Here is a 22764-nt window from a genome sequence, read left to right on the forward strand (position 1 = left end):
GTTAGGGCGTTTCATGCGATTGCGGTAAACGACACCCCGTACCGAACGAGGTCACGAAACAACGCATGCACGGAACAACGCAGTCACAAGCAACAACAAAGTCACGCACAGCAACGACGTCAGCTCAACACGGGGGTCGCGCATACCAACGACACCCGGCACGCATCAACGGTGTCAGTACACCTTGAAGCCGTGATCTTCGAATTGCTTGGCGACACGGGCGCGGAGCTTCGCGTCCGGTCCCTTGGCATCCTCAAGCGGGTATGGGATGCGCAATTCGTGCCATTTCGGGCGTCCTAGCTGGTGGAACGGCAGCACATCGATATGTTCAACGGCATCGCCGAAAGTCTCACAAATGCGCGCCACATTCTCCACGTTCTGCGGGTCGTCGGTAAGGCCCGGAACGAGCACAAATCGCACCCAGATCTTCTTGCCTGCCGCGGCGAGCCGCTGCCCGAATTCGATAGTCGGGGCGAGCACTCCCCCAGTCACCCGGTGGTAGGTCTCCTCGTCACCGGATTTGACGTCTAGCAGGCACAGGTCGATATCCTCAATCATTTCGTCGGTGTAGTTACGGTTGAGGAAGCCCGAAGTATCAAGGCAGGTGTGCACGCCCATCTCCTTGGCTGCGCGGAACACGCGTGACACGAAGGCCGGCTGCATCATGGATTCTCCGCCCGAGAAGGTGATTCCGCCGCCGGTGGACTTGAACAGGTCCTGATAGCGGTCGATCTTCTTGATCATCGCCTCCAAATAGACCGGCTGGCCGTCACGCATCTTCCAGGTGTCAGGGTTCTGGCAGTACTGGCAGCGCAGCGGGCATCCACTCATGAACACGGTCATCCGTGTGCCCGGACCGTCAACGGACGTGTTGATATCCCACGAATGTACGAAACCGATATCGCCCGTATGAAGCGCCTCGATACGATCTCGACGATCCAAGCCGATCGGTGACTCGAAGCCGGACAATCCGCCCATCAGGGTCTGACTCGCATACTGCTTGGACGTCTTGAGCATATGTGGCGTGGTCGTATGAAATCCCTGGGAGCCGGTGGCCGTAGGCTCTGTCCGCGATTGCGATTGCGTATCTGTCGATGACATCATTGTCCTCCTTGTCATGACCCGTGCCGCATATGGCACCGGGAAACGGCTGGGGGCGGAACCTTTCGGCCCCGCCCCCAGTCATGCGGCTCGTGCGGTCATGCCACACACGCCTGCTTCAGCCGCCCGAGGGGCGACAGGGTCAGTCGACGACAGCGCCCTGATGGAAGGTGCGCGAAATCACGTCGAGCTGCTGCTCACGGGTGAGCTTGACGAAGTTCACCGCGTAGCCAGAGACACGCACGGTCAGGTGCGGGTATTTCTCAGGATGCTCGACGGCGTCCTCAAGCTGCTCCTTGCGCAGGACGTTGATGTTCGCGTGGTACAGGCCATGGCCGTTGCCCGCGTCGAGGATGCCGACGAGGTTGTTGATGCGCTCGTCCTCATCGCGGCCCAGGCCTTCAGGCGTGATGGTGTTGGTCAGCGAAATGCCGTCAAGCGCGTCGTTGTAGTCGATCTTGCCGACCGAGAACATCGACGGAAGCATGCCGTGGGAATCCATGCCGTTCTCCGGGTTCGCGCCCGGGGCGTACGGGGTGCCCTTCTTGTGGCCGGACGGGAAGGAACCGGTGTTCTTGCCGTACTCCACGTTGGAGGTGATCGTCAGAATCGACTGGGTCGGGACCGCACCGCGGTAGACCGGCAGGCGCTTGACCTGGCCCATGACTGTGGAAACGACCCACTTGGCGAGGTCGTCGGCGCGATCGTCGTCGTTGCCGTAAATCGGGAACTCGCCTTCGGTGCGGTAGCCGACCACCAGGTCGTCATCGGCACCTTCGACATATTCCTTCTCGTGGCCCGGGGTATCCTTCGCGTCCTTGTTGTAGACCGGGTACACCTTGGCGTACTTGAGCGCGGACAGCGAGTCGGCGGCAATGGACAGACCGGACATGCCGCAGCCGAGGGTGCGGTACACCTCCTTGTCGTGCAGCGCCATCTCGATGGCCTCGTACGCGTACTTGTCATGCATGTAATGGATGATGTTCAGCGCTTCGACGTAGGTCTCGGACAGCCATTCGAGGGCCTTCTCGTAGTTGGTCTTGACCTTCTCGAAGTCGAGCGTGCCGTCGGCCTCGGGCTTGATCGGGTCGATGACGCCCTTCTCGATGACCTGCATACCGGTCATCTCGTCGCGGCCGCCGTTAATCGCGTACAGCAGGGCCTTCGCGGAGTTGACGCGAGCAGCGAAGAACTGCATCTGCTTGCCGACGCGCATCGGGGACACGCAGCAGGCGATGGCCGCGTCGTCGCCCCAATGGGAGCGAATCTCCTTGTCGGACTCATACTGGATGGCCGAGGTGTCGATGGAGATGCGGGCGCAGAAGCGCTTGTAGGCTTCAGGCAGCTTCGGATCCCAGAAAATCGTGATGTTCGGTTCGGGGCCCGGTCCCAAATGCTCCAGCGTCAGCGTGTTAAGCAGGCGGAAGGAGGTCTTGGTGACCATGCAGCGGCCGTCGTCGCCGAAACCGGCGTCGGACCAAGTGGCCCAGTACGGATCGCCGGAGAAGATCTGGTCGTAGGCCTTGGTACGCAGGAAGCGCACGATGCGCAGCTTCATGACAATCTGGTCGATGAGCTCTTGGGCGCCCTGTTCGTCGAGCTTGCCGGACTTCAGGTCGCGCTCGATGTAGATGTCGAAGAACGCGGAGTTGCGGCCGAAGCTCATGGCAGCGCCATCCTGGCTTTTGACGGCGGCGAGATAGCCCATGTACGTCCACTGGACGGCTTCCTGCGCGGTCTGCGCCGGGCGGGACAGGTCGAGGCCGTACTCGTTGCCGAGGTTGATGAGCTTCTTCAGTGCCTTGATCTGGTCGTCATGCTCTTCGCGGAAGCGAATCCAGTGCTCGATCTCCGGCTCGGTGAAATCGTTGCGGTACGGCACGGAATCCTTGTCGCGCTGCTTGAGCTTGATCAGCGTGTTCACACCGTACAGGGCCACACGGCGGTAGTCGCCGATGATGCGGCCGCGGCCGTAGGCATCCGGCAGACCGGTGAGAATCTTGTTGTGGCGGGCGATCTTGATGTTCTTCGTATACACGCCGAACACGCCGTCATTGTGGGTCTTGCGGTACTTGGTGAAAATCTTCTTGACTTCCGGATCAGGGTCCTTGCCGGCTTCCTTGATGGCCTGCTCGACCATGCGCCAGCCGCCATTCGGCATCATCGCGCGCTTGCAGGGCTCATCGGTCTGCAGACCGACCACCACGTTATCGACTTCCGGGCTCTCGATGTAGCCGGCCGGGAACGCGTCGATATCGGCCGGGGTGTGGGTGTCCACGTCGTAGACACGCTGGCGGCGCTCGACGGCGAGATAGTTGTCGTCGAGGTACTTCCACATGTGCTTCGTCTTTTCGGTGGCATCAGCGAGGAAGGACTCATCGCCCTCGTACGGGGTGTAGTTCTTCTGGATGAAGTCGCGAACATCGATGTCCTGCTGCCAATGTCCGCCGTTGAAGCCGTCCCATGCCTTGGCTTCAAGTTCCTCTTGGGAGAGAGCGGTCTGGTCAACTGCTGTCATATCCACTCCTTGGTGTCTGTCGGCGCAACGCACCGTTACGCTGCGTTTGACTTCTATTGTAGTGCCATGATGATGGCGTCGTGTCGGGCGGGGACGTGACTTATATCACAATCGGGTGGAGCGGCGTCGGCTTGTTTCGAGGCGATCAGACGGAACGGCGAGCATGGCGGTATTGGCCATCCGACGTGTCTTGTGCGTGCCGGTACGGGAATCGCCCGGCGGACGATAAAGTCTCGAATCAACGTGGGAGTTCCCGCGCGCATCAGGCGAATCCGGCAGTTCTCCCGGACGAGCCAAGCACGACATCCGACAGGCGTGCAATCGCACGGCCGTCAAGGTATGACGCAATGCATTCAGCTCCTCGACGGCTATGCGCCAAAACTGCCAAAATCCGCAACGTGACTGAATCGTACAAACGTGTCTGAATTGCGCAGCACAGCACGTGTGACGACTTCGACGTCGCGTGCAGGTCAGACTCTTCGCGCTCACCCATCCCCATCCGTGCCGCTTGCGTCGGCGGCAGTTGCGCGCGGGTCACGATCTTCGCGCTCACCCATCAGGAATCTCAATATCTCTTCCCCCTCTTCCCCGGACCCCGATCCAGAGAGTTTTTGAGGAAAAAGTCTCAAAATCTCACTTCCAAGGGCGGATTTCAAGAGAAATTGAGATTCAACGACACCGAGGCACCGAAGCCCGGCCCCGAAAAAGCTTGGAATTTCAACGATTCTGGACTGATGGCCAGATGAGGGGGCCGTCGCGAAATCTGAAAAAATCTCGGAATGATGCTTTCGAAGAGAGATTTCGTGACTTTGCTCTGCCGTCTCGACGATGTCGACAGCATCCAATACCACCCCGCCCTGTTTCTGCCGGCGCTCACGAACCAGTCAACGTCGGCACAACCTTCTACCGACGCATACAGGTCACCAGTGTCGGTAGAGAAACAGGAATACGACCCACTACCGACGCTCACCACAGTTCCAACGTCGGCAGAAACAGGAACGGGACCGGCTGCCGACGTCCGCAGCCGACGCTCACGAATCACTCAGCGTCGGTGGCGGGCGCAGATGTGGCTACTTGCCCCAGCGTTTCCACTGGCGGTCCTGCTCGTTCCACGTGGCGTTGCGTTCCTTGACGATCTTCCACGCGTCGAGCGCGTCCTGCCGGGTCCGGTACGGCCCCATACGTTGCGAATCAGGCGAGATCATACCGTATTCCGGTTGCCCGGTGACCATATTGAAATACCATTGCTTGTCAGCCATATACATCCTCCCGATACGAGTACCTTACTCGCGGAACGCGCTCGTCACCGGCAAGCGGCGGTCGCGCCCGAAGGCGAGCGCAGTGACTTTCGGGCCGAGCGGGTACTGACGGCGTTTCCATTCGGCGCGGTCGACGAGCCGCATCACCGTATCGACGGTCTTCTCATCGAAGCCGTCGGCCAGCAGATCGGCGCGGCCGTGGGCGTGTTCGATGTATGCGGCGAGCACCTGGTCGAGCAACGCATATTCAGGCAGGGAGTCGGAATCCTTCTGTCCCGGGCGAAGTTCAGCACTCGGAGCCTTGGTGATTGAATTGACCGGGATAATGATGTCGTTCGGGGCGGGCTTGCCGTGCTCCCCTGCTTCGTTCCCGACGATATGCAGCCCACCGATGCCCATGCCGTGCGCGCAAGCCTCGTTGCGCCACCGGGCGAGTTCCCATACACGGGTCTTGAGCAGGTCCTTGATGGGCGCGTACCCGCCGACGGCGTCGCCGTAGATGGTCGAATATCCGCAGGCGAGTTCGGATTTGTTGCCTGTGGCGAGCGCGAGCACACCCTTTGAGTTGGAATACGCCATGACGATGACACCGCGGATGCGCGCCTGGAGGTTTTCGGCGGCTACACCCTCGAGATGCAGCTGGTTTTGGTAGGCAACGAACAGCGGCTCGATCGGCTGGATGTCATAGTGGGCGCCGATGTTGGCCGCAAGGTCAGCCGCGTCGTCCTTCGAACCGTCGGAGGAGTACATGCTGGGCATGGAGATGCCCCATACATTCGCCCCTCCGCAGGCGTCCGCGGCCATGGCCGCTACGAGCGCGGAATCGATGCCGCCGGACAGGCCCAGGCACACGCCGCTGAAATGGTTCTTGCGCATGTAGTCCTTGAGCCCGAGCACGCAGGCGGTGTAGACCTCCTCGTCCTTGTCTGGCGCCGGGGCGATGCCCCCAGTCGTCTGACGCTCGGCGTCGGTGTCGAAGTCGAACAGGCCCAGATCCTCCACGAACATAGGCGAGCGTTGCAGCAGCGTGCCGTCGGCGTCCACGGTGAAGCTGCCGCCGTCGAAGACAAGATCGTCCTGACCGCCGACCTGATTGACGTACACCACCGGTGCTGAAACTTCCTTCGCGCGCCGGACGGCCAGATCGAAACGCGTGTGGGTCTTGCCTTCCTCGTAAGGCGAACCGTTCATGGTGACCAGCACGTCGATGCCACGGCCGGCAAGCTCGGCGACCGGGCCTCCGTCCTGCCAGATGTCTTCGCAAATGGCGAATCCGAGCCGCACGCCATCGACTTCGACAATGGTTGAATGATCGCCCGGAGAGAAGATGCGGAACTCGTCGAACACGCCGTAATTGGGCAGGAAATGCTTGTCATACCCCGCCCAGACCACGCCATCGTGCAGCACGACGAGCCGGTTGCGCGGTTTGTCGGACGCATGGTCGGTGCCGACCGTGCCGACGACCACATACACATCGCCCAATCCGTCGGCTTCAAGTTCTGTGGCAAGCCAGTTCGCCTTGTCCCACGCGGCTTTGCGGAAGGTGCGTCTGAGTGCGAGATCCTCGATCGGATACCCGGTCAAGGTCATCTCCGGGAATACGACCACCTGCGCATGCTGCTTTGCCGCGCGGTGCGCGTACTCCAGCGTCTTCTCGGCGTTGCCTTCAAGGTCGCCGACGCAGGTATCGATCTGTGCAAGTGCTATGCGAATCTGTGCCATACCCCCAGCATAATGAGGGTATGGCACAACGAGATGTCCTGTGGATCAAAACGCTACTTCGTCGAGTACGCGCAACGCGGCGTTGATATAGAACTCGGCGCCCGTTTTGACGGCTGCGTCCTTGGCGATGAACTTCGGGCTGTGCAGGCCGTGATGATCCGGACCGCCGTTCGAGCCGACGAAGGCGAAGACCACCGGGCAGACCTTGCTGAACTCGACGAAATCCTCCCCTGCCATGGACGGGTGGATCGGCTGCAGATCCGCATAGTTCGGCACATCCTTGGCGACGGCTTTCGCCAGATACGGGTCGGAGACCAGCGGGTCCTGGAAATCATCCCAGCGGAAATCGGCGCTGATGCCGTACGCGGCGGCGGTGTGTTCCACGATCGCGCGCATCCGGCGTTCGGCGAGCTGGGAGTCCTCCTTGTAGAAGTAGCGGACGGTTCCGAGGAATCCGGCTTCTGCGGGCACGACATTCCACACGTCACCGCCGTGGACTTCCGTCACGGAGACGACCAGCGGGTGGAACGGCGTCGCATTGCGGCTGACGATGGTCTGCAAGGACAGGATCATCGACGCCATCGCCTCCAGCGGACCGGTGCCCAGATGCGGGTATCCGGCGTGCGTGCCTTCGGCGTGCAGATCGACGTAGAATTTCACGCATCCGGCCATCATCGGCTCAACACCGACCGCCAGCTGGCCCGGCGTATAGTCCGGATTGTTATGCGTGCCGATCATCGCGTCGAGATCGTCCACCGCGCCGGAATCGACGACGGATTTCGCGCCGCGCCCGGTCTCCTCAGCGGGTTGGAACACGATTTTCAGGCTGCCGTTGATCCGGTCGCGGTGGGAGACGAACCATTCGACCGCTCCGAGCAGGCTGGTCATGTGGATGTCGTGCCCGCAGGCGTGCATGACGCCCGGATTGCGCGAGGCGAACTCCACGCCGCTTTCCTCGGTGACCGGCAGGCCGTCGATATCGGCGCGCAGACCGACACGGGGACCGCCGTACTCGCCTTCGATCAGACCGATGACTCCGGTGCTCAGCGACGTGTCCAACACTTCGACGCCCAGCGAACGCAGTTTGTTCGTCAAGAATGTGGTGGTGTTGACTTCCTTGAAACTCAATTCCGGTGTCTCATGCAGATGACGTCTGATCGCGACCAGATCATCAGTGAGCTCGATCTGCTCGTTCATCGGTTCATCGCTGTGCAATGTCATGGTTCCTCCCCTTGATCGTGAATCCTTCCGTGCCTCATACCGCTCAACGCTGACGTTTGAGCACATGCTTGGCGAGCGCATTGGCGATCGCCTGCACGACCTGTACCAAGACAATCATGATGACCACCGCAGACCAGGTGACTGTCTGGTCGAACTTCTGGTAGCCGTATGCGATGGCGAAATTGCCCAAGCCGCCGCCGCCGATGTACCCTGCCATCGCGGACATGTCGAGTACGCCGATGAACAGGAACGCATACGCGAGGATCAGGGGCCCCAGGGCTTCGGGGATGAGCACGGTTCGGATGATGGTGAATTTGGAGGCGCCCATCGCCCGTGCCGCTTCGATTACGCCGGGATCGACTGGTACGAGGTTCTGTTCGACCAGTCGTGACGTGGCGAAAGTGCACATGACGACCATCGGGAAAATCGCGGCCGCCGTGCCGATGGAGGTGCCAACCACCTTGATGGTCAGCGGTTGCATCGCGGCGAGGAAGATGATGAACGGAATCGGCCGGATGATGTTCACGATTACGTCCAGGATGTGATACACCACGCTGTTCTCGAACAGGTTGCCCGGACGCGTGCCGTACAGGACCACGCCAAGGACAAGCCCCAGGAACCCGCCGATCAGCAGGGTGACCAGCACCATCTCCAAGGTCTGCGCCACGGATTGCAGCAACAGGGGTTTCAACACCGTCCAATCGGATGTGCTGGCGAGACTTGTCGCAGCGTCAATCGTCCATGCGTTCATCGTGTCTCTCCTTCATCCGCCGCGACCGCCCGGCCATACTCCACCGGGTGGCTGGCGGTACCGAAATCAATGACATCGCTGTCTTCGCGCAATGCCGTGAGGAATTCACCGAACCGCGGGTTCGTGTCGTCGAACACGTAGGTAATCGCGCCGACCGCCGAGCCGCCCACGGTGTCCATACCGCCGTAGACCAGCCCGCTGTGGATGCCGTACTGCGCGATGAGGTCGGAGATGTTCTGTCCGGACGCTTTGACCGCGGGACGGCCGTCCGCCGCGGGAATGTCCTTCTGCCGTACCAGGACGCTGACGAGCCTGCCGTCCCACTCCTCATGCAGTTTCGCGACACGCGGGGCGTCCGGAAGCCCGGACAATGCGGTGGCGATGAACCGTCGCGTCACGCTGCGCTGCGGGGCGGCGAATACGTCGTACACGTCGCCGCGTTCCACGATTTTGCCTGCACTCATCACCGCCACTTTGTGGGCGATCTGCTGGACGACGTTCATCTGGTGGGTGATGAGCACGATGGTGACGCCGAGCTGCTCGTTGACGCGTTTGAGCAAGGCGAGCACTTCCGCCGTGGTTTCGGGGTCGAGCGCGCTGGTCGCCTCATCTGCCAGCAGGATTTTCGGATTCGTGGCGAGCGCACGCGCAATGCCGACCCGCTGTTTCTGCCCGCCGGACAGCTGTGAGGGATATTTGTCTTTGTGCTCGCGCAATCCGACGAAGTCAAGCAGCTCGTCCACGCGCTTGTCCTGATAATCTTTGCGCCAATGGTCGAGTTGCAGCGGGTAGGCGATGTTCTGGGCGACCGTTTTGGTGGAGAACAGGTTGAATTGCTGGAAGATCATGCCGATTTTCTGGCGGATCGGACGCAGCTTCGACTCGCTCAGCTGGTCCACCCGCGTACCGAGCACGGTGACCGACCCCGATGTGGGGCGTTCCAACGCGTTGACCATGCGCACGAGCGTGGACTTGCCGGCCCCTGAATATCCGATGATGCCGTAGATGTCCCCCGCATCGATTTCGAGACTGACATCATCGACCGCGCGGGTCGTCCCGTGTTCCTGCCCACCGCCTGCACGACGGCGATACTCTTTGACCACATGGTCGAAGGTGATGACTGCTTCTGCCATCGTTGCCTCCTTGGTATGCCTTCCGCAATATGTCTTCCACCGCTCTAGGCCCGGCCCAAGCTTTCGCCTGGCACCGGGCCTAGAGTTTCAGGATAATCGCGGGTCTGCCATCGGCGAGGTCACTGCTGAGCCTTGGCTTCCTTTTCGATGGTCGCCAGGTAGCTTTGCAGCTGTTTGGCGGTGAACTTGCTCGCCGAGACGGCGGTGCCGTCGGACTGCGCGTTGAGCTTATCGAAGACCGTCTTCGACTGGGCGATCTTGACGAGCTTGAGATAGGTCGCGTTGTTCACATCAGCCTTGCGGGCTACGAAGGCGTTGATGTACGGGCGGGCCTCCTCGCTTTCAGCATCATCCTGGTAGATGGCGTCCTTGGCCTTCAGCCCCGCGTCCGCGACATAGTCGTTGTTGATCACACCGGCGACGACCTGCGGGTCCTTGAGCGAGTTGGCGACCTGCTCGGCCTTCAGCGGGGTGACCTTCACCTTGGATTTGGCGGTGTCGATGTCATTCGGGGTGGCGAATGCGGTCCACTTACCCTTGAGCGTCACGAGACCCGCGGACTTGAGCACGCCGATGGCGCGCGCCTGGTTTGTTTCGTCGTTCGGGATGGCGACCGTCTGCCCGGCCTGGATGTCGTCGATGCTCTTGACCTTGGTGGAGTAGACGCCCAGCGGGAAGATCGCAGTGCCGCCGATCGGCTGGAGGTCCTTGTTGTTCTTCACGTTGTAGTTCGCCAGGTACAGCAGGTGCTGGAACTCGTTGAGGTCGAGGTCGCCGGAGTCGAGCGCCGGGTTCTCGGAGGTGTAGTCCTGGAAATCAACGATCTTCACGTAGATGCCGGCGGCTTCGGCTTCCTTCTGGAATTCCACCCACTGCGGGTCGGTCGCACCGACCACGCCAATCTTCACCGGGTTGGACTTGGAGCCCTTGGCGGCCGAATCGCTGCCACCCTTGGCTGCACGGACGCCGAAGAACACCGCAACCGCGATCAGCGCGATGACGATGACGGCGATGACGATATTACGGCCGGTGTGGTTGACGCGGACCGGCTCCTGCGGATCGGACAGCGGCGCTGCAGGCTGGTTGTGCTCGGATGATTCTTGTGCCATGATGTTCCTCTCTCTTGTGCGATGCCATGCACCGCGATCCATTCGCCGGATCCCTCCGGCTTGCCGTATCCAACACCATAGCCGCAGTTTGGCGTGGTTCCGCCCGTTTTGCGCCAATTGCCCTATTCGTGTTCGTTATAGCCTGCATCGAAACCCCGTGGATTCAAGGATTTCTCAGTTGGCGCACATCTCGTTGCTTCCCCTATCGCGTTGCCGCCGGTGTCGTACCGCGCTCCCCGTTTCACGCTCCGGGCGCGGACAGGCGTGCCGCGTACACTGGTGGCAGATACGAACAAGGAGCGACACCGACATGACTTTCCAACTTTCCCCCGAGGCGGCCGCGCAGATGAAAGCCGCGTTCTTCGACATCGACGGCACGCTGACCAGCTTCGTCACGCATATCGTGCCGCAGTCGACGATCGACGCGCTCCATGCGCTCCAGAATCGCGGCATCCGCGTGTTCATCTGCTCGGGGCGCGCACCCTCGCATATGCGGGTCGTACTGGACACAATCCCTGTGCATTTCGACGGCATCGTCGCGCTCAACGGCCAGTACTGCTTCGATGACTCGGGATATCACGAGAGTGAGTCGCTCGACCCGGACGACATCCACACCATCGTCTCCTGGCTGGACGCGCACCCGGACGTGGTCGCGAATTTCTGCGAGCGCGACTACGTGTATTTCAACCAGATCACCGACACCATGCGCGAAACATGGCGTCAGCTGGGTAAAACCGCGCCCAAGGTGTTCGTCGACAACCCGCATGAGCGCATCGGCAAGCATGTGACCTACCAGATCAGCCCGTATATCACCCCTGAAGCCGAGCGCGAACTGACGGCGTTGTGCCGGCACACCACGGGCGTACGCTGGCACCCATCGTTCACGGACCTGATTCCCGCAGACGGTGGCAAACCGCGGGGCATCCAACGTTTTTGCGACCATTACGGCTTCACACGCGAGCAGACAATCGCGTTCGGCGACGGCGGCAACGATGCGACCATGCTCGCCTACGCCGGGCTCGGCGTGGCGATGGGCAACGCGACCGATGACGCCAAGCAGGCGGCGGATTGGGTGACCGACGACGTGGACCATGACGGTATTCTGCACGCCTTGGAACATTTCGGCATCCTGTGATGCCGACTGTGGGGTTTCCGGCGTGGCCTGCATCGAATCCGCCAGGCAGCGCAATGTCTGGGCAACGCCGCCGACCGGCGCTTGGCGCGGGGAGCGTAACAGCCGCTCCCCCGTCCCCTCGCTATGAGACGATGGAGACATGACCACAGTTATCATGCATACCACCGAGGGCGATATCACCCTCAATCTTTTCGACGACCAGACCCCGAACACCGTGGCGAACTTCCTCGGTCTCGCCACCGGCGAACAGGCGTGGCGCGACCCCTTCACCGGCGAGGAGAAGCACGACCCGTTCTATGACGGCCTGACTTTCCACCGCATCATCAAGGATTTCATGATCCAGGGCGGTTGCCCGATCGGCAACGGCACCGGCGGCCCCGGCTACGAGTTCGATGACGAGATCGTTCCCGGTCTGGTCTTCGACCGCCCGTATCTGCTGGCCATGGCGAACGCCGGTCTGCGTCGTGGTCGTGACGGTCAGCCGCACGGCACCAACGGTTCGCAGTTCTTCATCACCACGGTCCCGACGCCGTGGCTCAACGGGCATCACACCATTTTCGGTGAGGTCGCCGATGACGCTTCGAAGGCGATCGTCGACAAGCTCGACGCCGTGGCGACGGACCGTTCCGACGCCCCGCTGGAGCCGGTCGGCATCACGTCCATCGAGATCGTGAAGTAAGCCTTCGGGCTGACGCGCCTCACGCCGGATTCAAACGACGCCTCCGCACAGGTGTGCGGGGGCGTCGTCGTATATTCCACGATGCAGCGTCTGGCAGCCCTAGCGCCTCACGCCTTGCGAGGCTATTCCTGCATGCGGCGCAGACGTGGTTCAGCGGAATCCTTCGCACCGGTGATGCGGTAGACGTCGAAGACGCCGTCGATCTTGCGCACAGCTGCCAGCAGCGTGTTAAGGTGCTGCGGCTCTGCCATTTCAAAGGAGAACTGGCTGGTGGCCACGCGGTCGGATCCCGTGGAGATCGAACCGGAGATGATATTGACCCCGTGATCGGACAGCACACGCGTCACGTCGGACAGCAGGTGCGGACGGTCCAGCGCCTCGACCTGAATCTTGACCATGAACAGGCCCTTGGTGCTGGTCCATTCCACCGGGATTACACGCTCGGGCTGTCGCTTCTCCAGGTCGAGCATGTTCTGGCAGTCGGTGCGGTGCACGGAAACACCCTGGTTGCGGGTGATGAAGCCGATGATGTCGTCGCCTGGCACCGGCGTGCAGCAGCGTGCGAGCTTCACCCACACGTCGTCCACGCCCTTGACGGAAACGCCGATCGAGTTCGAATGCTTCTTGCTACGTTCCACCTGCCGCAGCGGCAGCACCTCTTGCTCGACCTCCTCGTTGACTTCGGAAGGTCCGGCGTCCTTGACGAGGCGGGCAATCACGTTCTGTGTGGAGATCTGGCCGTTGCCGATCGCCGCATACACAGCGTCGGGGTTCGGGAAATTGAGTTCCTCGGCCACGCCGACCAGCGCCTCCGGGGTCAGTAGCGTGGAAATCGGCAGATTGCGCTTACGCATCGCACGCGTCAGCTCGTCCTTGCCTTCCTCAATCGCCTCGGTGCGGCGTTCCTTGCTGAACCATTGGCGGATCTTGTTGCGCGCCTTCGGACTTTTCACGAAGCTCAGCCAGTCGCGTGACGGGCCGGCGGTGTCAGATTTCGAAGTGAGCACTTCAACCGTGTCGCCGTTTTCAAGCTTCGTATCGAGCGGGACGAGCCGTCCGTTGACGCGGGCACCCATGGTGCGGTGGCCTACCTCGGTATGCACGGCGTACGCGAAATCAACTGGCGTGGCGTCCGCGGGCAGAGAGACGATTTTGCCTTTCGGTGTGAACACGTACACTTCGGAAGCGCCGAGGTCCTCCTTGAGCGAACCGAGGAACTCGTTGGAATCCGGCGTTTCGCTGGTCCAGTCGGCCAGCTGCTGAATCCACTTGAGGTTGTCGGCCTCGTCGAGGTCCTTGCCGTCCTCGCGCTTGCGGTCGTCCTTGTCCGGATCGCTCAGCGCGCGGCCCGCCTGACCGTTCGCCTTGTACTTCCAGTGCGCGGCGATGCCGAATTCCGCCCGCCGGTGCATGTCCCAAGTGCGGATCTGGATCTCGACAGGCTTACCGCCAGGCCCGACCACCGTGGTGTGCAGACTTTGGTACATGTTGAGTTTCGGCATGGCGATGTAGTCCTTGAACCGGCCGGGGACCGGGTTCCACCGCGCATGCACGGCACCGAGCGCCGCATAGCAGTCTTGGATGGTGTCGACGATGATGCGCACGCCGACCAGATCGTAGATATTCGAAAAATCGTGCCCGCGCACGATCATCTTCTGATAGATGGAGAAGTAGTCCTTCGGGCGTCCGGTGACGGTCGCCTTGATATTCAGATTGTCGAGATCCTCATTGATTTCGGCGATGATCTGCTTGAGGTAGACGTCGCGCTGGCCCGCCCTGCGTGCGACAAGCACAACAATCTCGTTGTAGATCTTCGGGTAGAGAACCTTGAAACTCAGCTCCTCAAGCTCGGTTTTGATGGCGTTCATACCCAGCCGGTTGGCGAGCGGCGCGTAGACGTCCAGCGTCTCGCGCGCCTTGCGTTGGGCGTTCGCCGGCTTGACATAGCGCCACGTCCGGGCGTTGTGCACGCGGTCGGCGAGCTTGACGACGAGCACGCGCACGTCACGGCTCATGGCGACCACCATTTTGCGGATGGTCTCAGCCTGTGCCGAATCACCGTACTCCATCTTCGAAAGTTTGGTGACCCCGTCCACGAGCCCGGTTACGGTATCGCCGAATTCGGCGCGGCATTGGGCGAGCGTGTAATCGGTGTCCTCAACCGTGTCGTGGAGCAGCCCGGCCGCCACGACGACCGGCCCCATGCCCAAGTCTGCAAGAATCTGCGCGACGGACAGCGGGTGGATGATATACGGTTCGCCGGATTTGCGCCGCTGGGTGGAATGCTGGACGACCGCACGCCGATAGGCGCGCTCCAGAATGTCCATATCCTCGTCCGGATGGTGGGATTGGCACATGCGCAGGATGGGCTGGAGCGGATCGAGCGGATCAGCGCTGATCTCGCAGCCCAGCATATGGGCGGAGGCGAAATCGTCGTCTTGCGATGTCTGACCGGATGCGCCCTGCCCAGCCGGGACACCTGCCTTCGTCCCCTGCGTCTGCCGTGGCTCGGTGTCCTCGCCGTCGTGCGATTCGTTGAACTCAGTCATCGCTCCACCTCCCTGAACGCGTACGCCTGCCATCAAGCGGCATAACAAGCCCGTTGTACCACGGATAGTACCACTTCGACGCGCATGTCAGGAACGGGACAGCCCTGTGGACCCGAATCCGCGTTCCGCGCGGTCTGAACCGGGCAGCCGCTCGGCAGGCACGAATGTCGCCTCGACGTACCGTTGGATGACCATCTGCGCGATGCGGTCCCCCGCGTGCAACGACACCGTGTGCTCTGGGTCGAGGTTGATCAGCGGCACCTTGATTTCGCCGCGATACCCTGCATCGATTGTGCCGGGGGCGTTGAGAACCGTGACCCCCTGCTTGACCGCGAGCCCGGAGCGCGGGTGGACGAGCGCGACATACCCGGCGGGCAGCGCGATCGCGATTCCGGTGGGCACCAAGGCACGCTCGAATGGACGAAGCGTGACGTCCTCGGAGGCGGTCAAATCAGCGCCGGCGTCGCCGGCATGCGCGTATCTGAGCGTGTCGGGATACGGCCGACGCAAGTACTTGACCAGTACCTCGGTGGTTTCCGGCTCGACATAGCCTTCATCGACCGCCATCAGGCCGCGCACTCCTTGCACACCGGCTGGCCGTCCTCGTCCGTATAGGCGAGCTGGCTGCGGTGCTTGACCAGGAAGCATTCGGAGCAGATGAATTCGTCGCCCTGCATCGGGATGACGGTCACCGAAGCGTCCTCGTTGCTCAAATCGGCGCCTGGCAGCTCGTAGTCCTCAGCGATGGCGTTCTCGTCATCGTCCTCGTTCGACGTGTTCTGCGTGCTCTTGCCGAGTTCCTGGAGCGACTCCTCATCCTCGTCCTTGCCGCGTGGGGAATCATAGTCCTGGGCCATCGCATCCTCCTCATGAGTTATGTGTTACGCGCCATAGAATACATGACCTGTACCCCGCATAGGATACACGTTTCCAAAACATCGTAAAATACGACACGAAGCCGGTGTTTTCCGGGGTAGTGTAGGAAGTGTTCCCAAAGACGAGGAAAGTGGTGCGCACATGCCTGAAAATCCTATACAGGAAGCCAAGTTCGACCATGTCGGACGCAACGGGGAGCTCGTGTTCTCCTTGCGCGGCATGCTCTTCGGCGTCACTGTGGACGACACACTGGAACACGCCATCCTCGAAGCCAAGCAGCTCAAGGCCGAAAAACAGCGGTATCAACAAACCCCGCCGACTTCCAGTCTGCCGATTTCGCAGATCCAGTCGCTGATTCGCGCCGGCGCTGAACCCGAGCAGGTCGCGCAACGCTACGGCCTGAGCGAAACGCTGGTCAGGCGCTTCTCCAGCGGGGTGGAGACCGAGAAACAGTATGCAATTGAGCAGTTCTTCATGCTGCCCGCCCCCAAGGATTCCCGCGTGCACACCGTCTCCGAGCTCATCGAGCGCACGCTCGCTGCGGCGGGAATCGGCATGGAATCGGTATCCTGGAGCGCGACACGCCGGGGGTTGGAGCCTTGGAAGATCACCGCTCGGTTCGAATCAGCCGGCAACCGCGTCAGCGCGTCATGGTCATGGAATATGCATGACAACGCCATGGTGTGTCTCGACGCCACAGCCAAGAAACTTGTCGGTGAAAACCGCGCCAGCGATGACGGCGACGAGGGGCCGAACTTCCCCATTTCGCTGAACATCCCTGGCGATTCGGTCCGTTCGGCACGCATCGAACGCGCCGTTTCCGCGTGGAGGGCGCCGCAATCCGATTCCGCGGCTTCACCGGTCCGGCCAGCGCCTGCGACGGCATCGTCTGCCGCAACCCCCTCTGCCGCAACCCCGTCGCAAGACCGCGATGCCTCAAGCAAGCCGCCACTGCCGTCAGCGTCCAAACCGGTGCCGAACCCGGCCGCCGCGACACGCCCGCACCAGCAGACAACACCGGTTTCCGCATTGACTCCGGCGCACGACACGCGCACACAGCAGGCGTCGGCATCCCCGGCAAGCGCCCGGCGCGACATGCCGACAGAACACGATGTCCACCATGTGGACACTGCCACCGGGCAATCAAGGCAATCCGCCGTCCAGAACGCATCCAATGCGGACGCGACCGCCACACGGAAGTTATCCGGAGATACCAACCCGGCTCAGACCGCTGCCGATCAGGCCCATAACGCAAAAACACAACGGCGTGCCCACGGCAAAGGCCGCAAAATGCCCAGCTGGGATGAAATCCTGTTCGGAGACTGATCCCGCAGACTTATTGCAGATTGCGCCGCCTGCCGCGGTATAAAAGCCGCTCCCTCACTTCGTGGGTTCAATCGACACTCACGCCACGTCCATCAACAGCGGGATATCCGACTCGGCCATACTGAGCGAACCATGGACGCTCGGCAGCCGGGTCGCCTTATCGGTCTGGGTTCTGGAATCCACGATGGTCACGCGCCCCGCCGCGTGAACGAGCACATCACCAATCATGGGCCTGACCCGATCATCAACAGGTCCGAATAAACCCAAGGCAATAGCCTGCGCCCGCGTACGCACCACGGCACGCTCCCCGAGGATGTTCTGCCAGCGCTCCGCAACCTCATCGGGGTCGGCGTCGTCCTCGGTGTACAGCATGACCGCGCGCGGCTCGCCGCCGACCAGACGCACCCCACGGGCAAGATCGGGCTGCTCGGCGATGTCGATACGCTGATCGGGATCGACCTCGATCATGCCGTGGTCGGCGGTGATAACAATCAGCGTGCCCCGCGGCGCACGCCGGCGCAGCAGATGCAACTGCGCGTCCACCCCCTCGAATGCCGCAATCCAATGGTCGGAATTCCACCCGTAATTGTGCCCGACCTTATCAGTGTCCCTGATGTACAAGTATGTCAGCCCCGGCTCACGGGCAGCCTCGCACGCCAATCGCACCCGGTCGGTCGGCCTGATGCTGCCGTGGTAGTCCGGCCCGCGCAACGCGGCACGGGTGAGCGGGGAATTCGAGAATTTCGGCAGCCCGACACTGGTCACCCGCACACCGCGACCGGAAAGCGTCTCGAACACGGTCGGCATCCGCTGCAGATCCTGTGGGTCAGGGGCGTCGCGGAACTGGATGAGCTGACACAACTGCCCGGTTGCGGGGTTGCATTGTGTATACCCGGTCATTCCGGTCAGCCCCGGGCAAGAACCGGTTCCAAAGGTCGCCATGGCCGCCACCGTGGTGGACGGCGAGCATGTGCTGATAGGCCAGGTGTTCACACTATCGGCGAGCAGCGAGCGCAGATACGGGGCATGTCCGATCCGTGACGCGATATTCCAGTAGCCCAGCCCGTCCACGAGCACGACAATGACACTGGAGGCGCGTGGCATGCCCATCGCGTCGCGCAAGGCCGCCGGATCGGCATGTACGCGGGTCGTCACAGGACTGCCAATCGCATCGGATACCGCAGGCAGGACCGATGAGAGGTGAAGCGCCCCGCCGCGTGCCACACCGCCGTCACCATAGACCGCAGGGGACGTCAATCGCAGCAATTCATCACTATCCGGCACTTCGACACTCATATGCACCATTGAAGCACCGCGACCTGAAAATGGCATGCTGGGTGGGCTTGAGGGTAGAATAGTCCGGTTATCTGTGAAGGAGAGCACATGGCATCACACCGCAAACCGGCACGCCCGTCGTATGATCCGCGTTCGGTCAAGGAGAACATCGTCGAAACGCCGTTGAAGGACGAGATGAGCAAGTCCTTCCTCGAATACGCGTACTCGGTGATTTACGCGCGTGCCCTCCCTGACGCCCGTGACGGTTTGAAGCCCGTGCAGCGGCGCATCATCTACCAGATGGGGCAGATGAACCTGAACCCGGATCGGCCATACATGAAATCGGCCCGTGTGGTCGGCGAGGTGATGGGCAAGCTTCACCCGCACGGCGATTCCGCGATTTACGAAGCTATGGTACGTCTCGCCCAGCCGTTCGCGATGCGTCTGCCGCTGGTGGACGGGCACGGTAATTTCGGTTCGCTTGACGACGGCCCCGCGGCCTCGCGATACACCGAGGCGAGGCTGGCGCCTGCAGCGCTCGGCATGAACGCGGACATTGACGAGGACACCGTTGATTTCACCCCGAATTACGACAACAAGCTCAAGGAACCGTCTGTTCTGCCGTCGGCCATCCCGAACCTGCTGGTCAACGGCGCGTCCGGCATCGCCGTCGGTATGGCGACCAATATGGCCACGCACAATCTGGGCGAGGTCGTCCAAGCAGCGAAACACCTGATGCGCCACCCCGATGCCACGCTTGAGGAGCTCATGCGCTATGTGCCGGGGCCTGACTGGCCGGGCGGCGGCATCATCATCGGCCGTGACGGCATCCGGCAGGCGTACGAGACCGGCCGTGGCGCGTTCGTCACCCGTGCGGCGACACATATCGAGAATGTGACGGCGCGCAAGAAGGCGATTGTGGTGACGGAGCTGCCGTTCATGGTCGGCCCGGAACGCGTGCTGGAACGTATTTCCGAAGGCGTGAAGAACCGCCGTATCGAAGGCATTTCCAGCGCAATCGACCTGACGGATCGGCATAACGGCACGCGGCTGGTCATCGAAATCAAAACCGGGTTCGACCCCAATGCCGTGCTTGCGCAACTGTTCAAGCACACGCCGCTCGAGGACAGCTTCACCATGAACAACGTCGCGCTTGTCGACGGGCGCCCGCACACCATGGGTCTCAAGGAGATGCTCGAGGTGTGGATCGCGCACCGGCGCAATGTGATCCGGCGCCGCAGCGAATTCAGGCGCAAGAAGGCGTTGGAGCGTCTTCATCTGGTTGACGGGTTGCTGCTCGCGCTGGTGGATATCGACGAGGTGATCCAGGTCATCCGCACCTCCGACGACGCCGACAAGGCGAAAACCCGCTTGATGGCGGTGTTCGACCTTGACGAAGTGCAGGCGCAATACATTCTCGACTTGCGGCTTCGCCGACTGACCAAGATGAGCCGGATCGAGCTTGAGGCCGAGCGCGACGAGCTCAAGCGCAAAATCGAGGAGTTGGAACGTATTCTCGGCTCCGACGAGGAGCTTGACCGTGTGGTGGTCGAGGAAATGGACCAGGCGGTCGTCCAATGGGGTACGCCGCGGCGCACGGTGCTGCTCGACCTCAACCCCGACGGGTCGCTCTCCCCTGTCCCGGTGCAAGGCCGCAGCGAGGACGGGGTGCAGGACACGGCGTTGGAAGCCATCCATGCGGCATCCCGCGTGTCGGCAGCCGCGGAGGATGTCGCCGCCGCAGCGGCTGCCCGCAAAGCCGGCAATGAGGAGGATGCGACCGCGGCGCTACAACTGGACGACACGCCGTGCGCGGTGATGATGAGCGCTTCCGGGCTGATCGCCAGAACCGCGGCGAGCGCCGTCGATGTATGGAAATCCCATGCATCCGGTGGGATGGAAGATGACCGGCGTCGCGCCGCCGACGACCAGATCGTCACGGTGTTCCCCACCACGACCCGGTCGCGCTATGGTCTGGTCACCTCCGCCGGACGTCTGGTGCTCGCGGATGTAGCCGAACTGCCCGCCCTGCCCGCCCAGGACACGCTGTCGGTGGCCGGCGGAGTGCACGCCGAGGAGCTGCTGCGTTCGACGGAAAGCACCGACCCGGTCATCGGGGAACGTGTGGTGACGGCCGTGTCGATGTCGGATGGCCAGCCACCGCTCGCCATCGGTACACTCAACGGCGTAGTCAAGCGCTGGAACCGCGAATCGCCGACCACGATGGATTCCTGGGGCATCATCGATCTGAAGGACGGGGACAGCGTAGTGTTCGCCGCCCCGGCGTCCGATGAGGACCGTCTGGTGTTCATATCATCCGACGCCTCGCTGCTCACGTACGAAGCGGGCAATGTCAGGCCGCAAGGGCGTACCGCGGGCGGTATGGCGGGCATCAGGCTGGCCGAAGGCTGCCATGTGGTCGCGTTCAACGCGATTGAGGCCGGCAAGATCGCCTGGACCTATGAGGAAGGCGACAATGGCCTGTTCTCCGCGTCCGGAGCGGTGGTGCTGACGGTTGCCGGCGATGCCGAAGCGCTGCCCGGAACCGATAACGGGGCAGCGAAGGTCACACCGCTGGAAATGTACCCGACCAAGGGCCGCGGCACGGGCGGCGTGAGGTCGCAGCGCTTCCTCAAGGGACAGAACGCGCTGCTGTTCGCCTGGGTGGGCATGTACCCACTGCATGCAAGCACAGAGCATGGTACCCCGGTGGAGTTGCCGAAGCCAGATATGCGTCGAGACGGTTCGGGTGTCGAACTCGCCGCCCCGATCGCCTTCGCCGGCTGAGCTGAACTCCCTTTCGCTTCTGTCGACGCTGAGGAGCGTCCCAGCGTCGACAGAAGCGAAAGAAGTCAAGCTTCGCCGTTCATACCCACGCAGTTCAGGCGTCTGCACGCTGACGCCGAAGCACCTCATGCATAGCGGTCATCACAGCGAGCAGAACCAGCAGATACCACGGGTAGATGGCAATGGATGTGTGTTGCGCAATCGAGCCGAACAACGGCGGCATAACCATGGAACCCATGTATGCGCAGGCCATCTGCACGCCGACAATGGCCTGTGACAAATCAGCTCCAAAATACGCCGGCGTTGAATGGATAACACACGGATAAATCGGCGCGCAGCCGACGCCGGAGAGCACCAAGCCGCAGCACGCGGGAACCGTTCCCGGCAACGGAAGTATCATCAGCACCAGTCCGATCAACAGGATCGCCTGTCCCATGCGAATCATCGTAGGGTCGTCGAACCGCATGGTCAGGAATCCACTGATACCACGGCCGGCAGTAATCCCGAGATAGAACAGACTCGCCCAGCCCGCGGCGACGACCTTGTCGACCCCGTGATACATCACCAGATAGCTGCTCGCCCACAACCCGGCGGTCAGCTCGATGGCGCAATAGCAGAAGAACATGAGAAGAATCGCCTTCGCGCCACGGATTCGCAGGACCCCGCGGACGCCAAGCGGCTTTCGCGCTGCGACGGCGCCGGCATCATCCGTAGCGGAAGACGTATTGTCCCTCATGTTGTTTCGCCTGTTCTTCCACAACGGCAGGCTGAGCACGATAATTGCGGTCAGCACAATCTGGACAATGGCGATATACCGGTACCCCCAATGCCAGCCTTGACCGCGGGATAGCGCAAAGCCCATGATATACGGACCGACGGTAGCGCCGAGCCCCCACATGCAGTGCAGCCAGCTCATATGCCGACTCGCGTAGTGCAGGGCGACATAGTTGTTCAATGCGGCATCCACTCCCCCAGCCCCGAGACCATACGGTATGCCGATTGCAAGCAGAATCCAGTAGTTCGGCGCGAATGAGAATCCGAGCAGCGCCGCGGCGGTCAGTCCGACACTGGTCGCCGTCACCACGCCCGGGCCGAATCGAAGCGTCAAGCGATCCGACAGGAGCGCGGAGACGATGGTGCCTGCGGAGATCACCATCGATATGCCGCCCGCCCATGACATCGGTACCCCGAACTGTTGGTCCATGGACGGCCACGCAGCTCCAAGCAAGGAATCAGGCAAGCCGAGGCTGATGAAAGCGAGGTAGATTACAGGAAGCAACAGATTGAACACGCCGGTCTTCTCCTCTCATGGTCCATGCAGAT

18 protein-coding genes are annotated in these 22764 nt (G+C 61.8%); 4 read left to right on the plus strand and 14 right to left on the minus strand.

What is annotated here, in order from left to right; all coding sequences use genetic code 11:
- Window positions 1–174: 174 nt before the first annotated feature.
- The 9 genes from pflA to ACTQYB_RS00165 form a co-directional block, all read right to left on the minus strand.
- A complete protein-coding gene (pflA, locus tag ACTQYB_RS00125; RefSeq protein WP_044092952.1) occupies window positions 175–1017 on the minus strand; it encodes a pyruvate formate-lyase-activating protein in 843 nt (280 codons plus the stop codon).
- Window positions 1018–1243: 226 nt separating this feature from the next.
- On the minus strand, window positions 1244–3619 hold the full coding sequence (pflB, locus tag ACTQYB_RS00130; RefSeq protein WP_441481677.1) for a formate C-acetyltransferase: 2376 nt from the start codon (window positions 3617–3619) through the stop codon (window positions 1244–1246).
- Window positions 3620–4104: 485 nt separating this feature from the next.
- The gene (locus ACTQYB_RS00135; RefSeq protein WP_441481676.1) at window positions 4105–4470 is read right to left on the minus strand and encodes a hypothetical protein; all 366 of its coding nucleotides are present in this window, start codon (window positions 4468–4470) and stop codon (window positions 4105–4107) included.
- A gap of 219 nt (window positions 4471–4689) precedes the next feature.
- Window positions 4690–4878, minus strand: coding sequence for a hypothetical protein (locus ACTQYB_RS00140; protein ID WP_015450292.1), 189 nt, complete (start codon window positions 4876–4878; stop codon window positions 4690–4692).
- 24 nt (window positions 4879–4902) lie between these two features.
- The gene (locus tag ACTQYB_RS00145) at window positions 4903–6600 is read right to left on the minus strand and encodes an NAD+ synthase (protein WP_321046470.1); all 1698 of its coding nucleotides are present in this window, start codon (window positions 6598–6600) and stop codon (window positions 4903–4905) included.
- A gap of 45 nt (window positions 6601–6645) precedes the next feature.
- Window positions 6646–7797 (minus strand): M20 metallopeptidase family protein, encoded by a 1152-nt coding sequence (locus tag ACTQYB_RS00150; protein WP_321046478.1) that lies wholly within the window; start codon window positions 7795–7797, stop codon window positions 6646–6648.
- A gap of 67 nt (window positions 7798–7864) precedes the next feature.
- A complete protein-coding gene (locus ACTQYB_RS00155; protein ID WP_441481675.1) occupies window positions 7865–8572 on the minus strand; it encodes a methionine ABC transporter permease in 708 nt (235 codons plus the stop codon).
- The gene (locus ACTQYB_RS00160; protein ID WP_441481674.1) at window positions 8569–9705 is read right to left on the minus strand and encodes a methionine ABC transporter ATP-binding protein; all 1137 of its coding nucleotides are present in this window, start codon (window positions 9703–9705) and stop codon (window positions 8569–8571) included. Before ACTQYB_RS00160 ends, ACTQYB_RS00155 begins: the two co-directional genes overlap by 4 nt.
- A gap of 119 nt (window positions 9706–9824) precedes the next feature.
- The gene (locus ACTQYB_RS00165) at window positions 9825–10814 is read right to left on the minus strand and encodes a MetQ/NlpA family ABC transporter substrate-binding protein (protein WP_441481673.1); all 990 of its coding nucleotides are present in this window, start codon (window positions 10812–10814) and stop codon (window positions 9825–9827) included.
- A 310-nt stretch (window positions 10815–11124) separates the two neighbouring features.
- Between ACTQYB_RS00165 and ACTQYB_RS00170 the strand changes: the two genes are divergently transcribed.
- Window positions 11125–11949 (plus strand): Cof-type HAD-IIB family hydrolase, encoded by an 825-nt coding sequence (locus ACTQYB_RS00170; RefSeq protein WP_321046474.1) that lies wholly within the window; start codon window positions 11125–11127, stop codon window positions 11947–11949.
- A gap of 139 nt (window positions 11950–12088) precedes the next feature.
- Window positions 12089–12628: a peptidylprolyl isomerase gene (locus ACTQYB_RS00175; protein WP_412171077.1), complete on the plus strand. Its 540-nt coding sequence runs from the start codon at window positions 12089–12091 to the stop codon at window positions 12626–12628.
- Between the two features lie 122 nt (window positions 12629–12750).
- Here ACTQYB_RS00175 and ACTQYB_RS00180 read toward each other — a convergent pair whose 3' ends face one another.
- From ACTQYB_RS00180 to ACTQYB_RS00190, 3 genes are all read right to left on the minus strand, one after another.
- Window positions 12751–15042, minus strand: coding sequence for a RelA/SpoT family protein (locus tag ACTQYB_RS00180; RefSeq protein WP_441481713.1), 2292 nt, complete (start codon window positions 15040–15042; stop codon window positions 12751–12753).
- Window positions 15043–15264: 222 nt separating this feature from the next.
- A complete protein-coding gene (gene dut / locus ACTQYB_RS00185) occupies window positions 15265–15744 on the minus strand; it encodes a dUTP diphosphatase (protein ID WP_033505312.1) in 480 nt (159 codons plus the stop codon).
- Window positions 15744–16034 carry a DUF4193 domain-containing protein gene (locus ACTQYB_RS00190; RefSeq protein ID WP_015450273.1) on the minus strand — a complete coding sequence of 97 codons (291 nt, stop codon included), beginning with the start codon at window positions 16032–16034 and terminating at the stop codon, window positions 15744–15746. The genes dut and ACTQYB_RS00190 overlap by 1 nt, the downstream gene beginning before the upstream one ends.
- A 160-nt stretch (window positions 16035–16194) precedes the next feature.
- On the opposite strand from ACTQYB_RS00190, the gene sepH reads away from it, so the two are divergent.
- Complete coding sequence (sepH, locus tag ACTQYB_RS00195; protein WP_441481672.1) at window positions 16195–17379, plus strand: septation protein SepH; 1185 nt, start codon at window positions 16195–16197, stop codon at window positions 17377–17379.
- Window positions 17380–17457: 78 nt separating this feature from the next.
- Here the strand turns inward: sepH and ACTQYB_RS00200 are convergent, their stop codons facing one another.
- Window positions 17458–18675 carry an alkaline phosphatase family protein gene (locus tag ACTQYB_RS00200; protein ID WP_441481671.1) on the minus strand — a complete coding sequence of 406 codons (1218 nt, stop codon included), beginning with the start codon at window positions 18673–18675 and terminating at the stop codon, window positions 17458–17460.
- An 87-nt stretch (window positions 18676–18762) separates the two neighbouring features.
- Between ACTQYB_RS00200 and ACTQYB_RS00205 the strand changes: the two genes are divergently transcribed.
- Window positions 18763–21441 (plus strand): DNA gyrase/topoisomerase IV subunit A, encoded by a 2679-nt coding sequence (locus ACTQYB_RS00205; RefSeq protein WP_441481670.1) that lies wholly within the window; start codon window positions 18763–18765, stop codon window positions 21439–21441.
- Window positions 21442–21535: 94 nt separating this feature from the next.
- On the opposite strand, the gene ACTQYB_RS00210 is transcribed toward ACTQYB_RS00205, so the two are convergent.
- Complete coding sequence (locus ACTQYB_RS00210; RefSeq protein ID WP_441481669.1) at window positions 21536–22732, minus strand: MFS transporter; 1197 nt, start codon at window positions 22730–22732, stop codon at window positions 21536–21538.
- Between the last annotated feature and the right edge of the window lie 32 nt (window positions 22733–22764).

It is taken from the genome of Bifidobacterium sp. LCP19S3_E9 (assembly GCF_052121135.1).
Taxonomy (GTDB): domain Bacteria; phylum Actinomycetota; class Actinomycetes; order Actinomycetales; family Bifidobacteriaceae; genus Bifidobacterium; species Bifidobacterium thermacidophilum.

Coding starts and splice junctions, on each gene's coding strand:
- pflA (WP_044092952.1), bottom strand. CDS start 1,017: ATGCTCAAGACGTCCAAGCAGTATGCGAGTCAGACCCTGATGGGCGGA.
- pflB (WP_441481677.1), bottom strand. CDS start 3,619: ATGACAGCAGTTGACCAGACCGCTCTCTCCCAAGAGGAACTTGAAGCC.
- ACTQYB_RS00140 (WP_015450292.1), bottom strand. CDS start 4,878: ATGGCTGACAAGCAATGGTATTTCAATATGGTCACCGGGCAACCGGAA.
- ACTQYB_RS00145 (WP_321046470.1), bottom strand. CDS start 6,600: ATGGCACAGATTCGCATAGCACTTGCACAGATCGATACCTGCGTCGGC.
- ACTQYB_RS00150 (WP_321046478.1), bottom strand. CDS start 7,797: ATGAACGAGCAGATCGAGCTCACTGATGATCTGGTCGCGATCAGACGT.
- ACTQYB_RS00155 (WP_441481675.1), bottom strand. CDS start 8,572: ATGAACGCATGGACGATTGACGCTGCGACAAGTCTCGCCAGCACATCC.
- ACTQYB_RS00160 (WP_441481674.1), bottom strand. CDS start 9,705: ATGGCAGAAGCAGTCATCACCTTCGACCATGTGGTCAAAGAGTATCGC.
- ACTQYB_RS00165 (WP_441481673.1), bottom strand. CDS start 10,814: ATGGCACAAGAATCATCCGAGCACAACCAGCCTGCAGCGCCGCTGTCC.
- ACTQYB_RS00170 (WP_321046474.1), top strand. CDS start 11,125: ATGACTTTCCAACTTTCCCCCGAGGCGGCCGCGCAGATGAAAGCCGCG.
- ACTQYB_RS00175 (WP_412171077.1), top strand. CDS start 12,089: ATGACCACAGTTATCATGCATACCACCGAGGGCGATATCACCCTCAAT.
- ACTQYB_RS00180 (WP_441481713.1), bottom strand. CDS start 15,042: ATGCTGGGCTGCGAGATCAGCGCTGATCCGCTCGATCCGCTCCAGCCC.
- dut (WP_033505312.1), bottom strand. CDS start 15,744: ATGGCGGTCGATGAAGGCTATGTCGAGCCGGAAACCACCGAGGTACTG.
- ACTQYB_RS00190 (WP_015450273.1), bottom strand. CDS start 16,034: ATGGCCCAGGACTATGATTCCCCACGCGGCAAGGACGAGGATGAGGAG.
- sepH (WP_441481672.1), top strand. CDS start 16,195: ATGCCTGAAAATCCTATACAGGAAGCCAAGTTCGACCATGTCGGACGC.
- ACTQYB_RS00200 (WP_441481671.1), bottom strand. CDS start 18,675: ATGAGTGTCGAAGTGCCGGATAGTGATGAATTGCTGCGATTGACGTCC.
- ACTQYB_RS00205 (WP_441481670.1), top strand. CDS start 18,763: ATGGCATCACACCGCAAACCGGCACGCCCGTCGTATGATCCGCGTTCG.